The sequence below is a fragment of the Nostoc sp. CHAB 5715 genome (genome assembly GCF_020829685.1).
Classification (GTDB): Bacteria; Cyanobacteriota; Cyanobacteriia; order Cyanobacteriales; family Nostocaceae; genus Nostoc.
The window spans coordinates 1-2,223 of record NZ_JAIVFR010001125.1 but is presented as its reverse complement, the minus strand read 5'-3'; the positions used below and the strand labels follow the sequence as shown (position 1 = coordinate 2,223).

2 protein-coding genes are annotated in these 2,223 nt (G+C 43.6%); both read right to left on the bottom strand.

Annotated features, from left to right (window positions below; translation table 11 throughout):
• Positions 1–423, bottom strand: a 423-nt coding sequence (locus LC574_RS36730; RefSeq protein ID WP_229458546.1) for a DUF928 domain-containing protein, incomplete at its 3' end; no start/stop codon positions are given.
• A 27-nt stretch (positions 424–450) separates the two neighbouring features.
• A partial coding sequence (locus tag LC574_RS36725) for a CHASE2 domain-containing protein (protein WP_229458544.1) occupies positions 451–2,223 on the bottom strand: 1,773 nt, incomplete at its 5' end.

Sequence of the window (2,223 nt, the reverse complement as noted above, 5' to 3'; positions counted from 1 at the left end):
TAATTGCCAAGGACGGGATGGATGGGAAGTTTTGTAAGTAGTCTGATTTTGTGCTTCATCTTCTAGCACAAACTCTCCAGATGCAAATTCCGATGCATAAGGAACATAGAATAAGAAACTAGGATGCTCTGCGATCGTTGTGCCAAACACCAATTCTGAGTTTGAATAAACAGGTACTAAAGCTGTGAGTCGCTTTTGAGAAGAAGTCATAGGCTTATTGATATCCTGCCCACAGCCACGACTACCTGCTTCTCCTCGCTTACCTGGTTCCCCGATGTCTTTTGGTGGAGGCGGTGCAGCAAAAATCAATGATTGCTTTAATTGCCCGTTGGGATTTGCAGGCTGTGCCTGCACATCTATAGAGCTAAGGAATATTAAACTAACGGCAAGAAAAATTTGAATCTTTTGCATAGAGAATTTCATTTTTATTTATACCTCAAGTTGTAGAAGTCAGTTGTCACTGCTTTGTTGTGAAAATAGGTAAATTGCCACTGTGCCGCCAGTAGCCACTAAAACCAAAGCTGACGGAACTAGGGGAACCCAAATCCCTTGGTAAAAGAGAATTAAGCAAAAAATGTATAAGACTCCAAGTACACCTCCTCCTGCTAGTACTAAATATAGTCTTGAGCGATCGCTTGGTGCGATCGCCACTAATCCGACTACGCCAAATGCACCTCCAACCACTGACCAACTCCAAACCCACAAAACTTCGCCCCAAACTGGCAAAATTGATATCAAAGGTCGCCCATCCATAACCGCACTCACTAGCTGACTCACCATTTGTGCTTGCAAAATCACCCCTGGTATTTCTTCGGAAAAACCCTGCCCAGTCATGTAGGGGGTAGGATTATAATCACGAAAGCTTTGGGCAGTAGTACCAATGAGAACAATTCGGTCTTTGACTTGTTCAGCGTTAACTTTACCCCTAAGTACATCTGTGAGTGTGACTTTAGGAGCAATTTCTCCAGGAGAATTTTGGAAAGAGCGGTAATTGAGCAATATTTGGTAGCCCCGTGTATCCGCTTGTTGATAGCCACCCATCTGAGGCTGCAACCGCTTAAAAACAACGTTGCCTAACTGCAAATCCCCAGAATCTGTGTATTTGGCAGAGATGCCTTTTGCTTGCAAATAGTGGAATGCCAGTTGAGCATTAAGGGCGTAGCGTGCAGTACAAGGGGAGGTTACATCTGCTGGTTGCATTGCCAATAAATGACGACGCAGAATGTGGTCTGAATCTGGGACAATATCACTAAATCCTTGGCGTTCTAGTGGAACCCCCAAAGGAGGTGAAATTCCCGGACGGTCTTTTGTAAGTTCTTGAACTTTGCAAATTGTAAAAAGCTTGTCATCTGTTTTCAACCTAGTCGCCAAAGAAGCTTGGTTGCGTTGTGATGGCTGATCGTGATAAATATCTAAGCCAATGGCTTTGGGTTGGAAGTGTGCAAGTTTTTCTAAAAGTCTGGCTAGTGCTAGATCCGATAACGACCCTCTTCTGTCCTTTTGTTCTGGTAACTGAAAATCTTCTTCGGTAACAGTGACTATCAACAGGCGCGGATCTTGCTTTTCTTGGGGACGCGATCGCATTAATTGATCGTAAGCTTGTAACTCCCATGTTTGCAATCCTCCCATTTGCCGGACTCCTAGCACGCTGATGGTGAGCATCACACTCATTAGCAATCCCCTTATCAGTAGGCAGCAGTTAGATTTCATTCGGGGCTTTGGCCAAGTCATAGGTATGGCAGCAGGATTTTCACAAATTATCGGCAACCAACTTGCCCCTGGAAATTTGTCTTCTAATCCTTGCAGTTTTTCTCTGGCAGTGCGAACTGCAATATATAAAGATGCACCTGAAGAAAAAGCTTCCAAAAAATGTTTTAAAAATGCTTGTGCCACAAGATCCGGCACAGGTTCCCGCATGATAATGATTTGGGGAATATGTAAATCTTGTAGTTCTCGCGCTAATCCCAATCCATCACAGGAGTTAAAAATCGCCAACTGTAACCCATTGGTGACGGCATTTCTCAGGGCATATTTCAGGTCTGCAATTGTTAAACTGTCTTTGTCATTAATATAAATACGACCAGTCTCACCCTCGCTTTTACTATGACCAGCGAAAAATAAAATGTTCCAAGGTTGGTTCCACAGCTGATCGTTGATGCGATCGCGTTGGGGCTGTCTCAAAAAGGTTATGGTAGCATTGGGCAATTTTTTGAGTAATTCAGA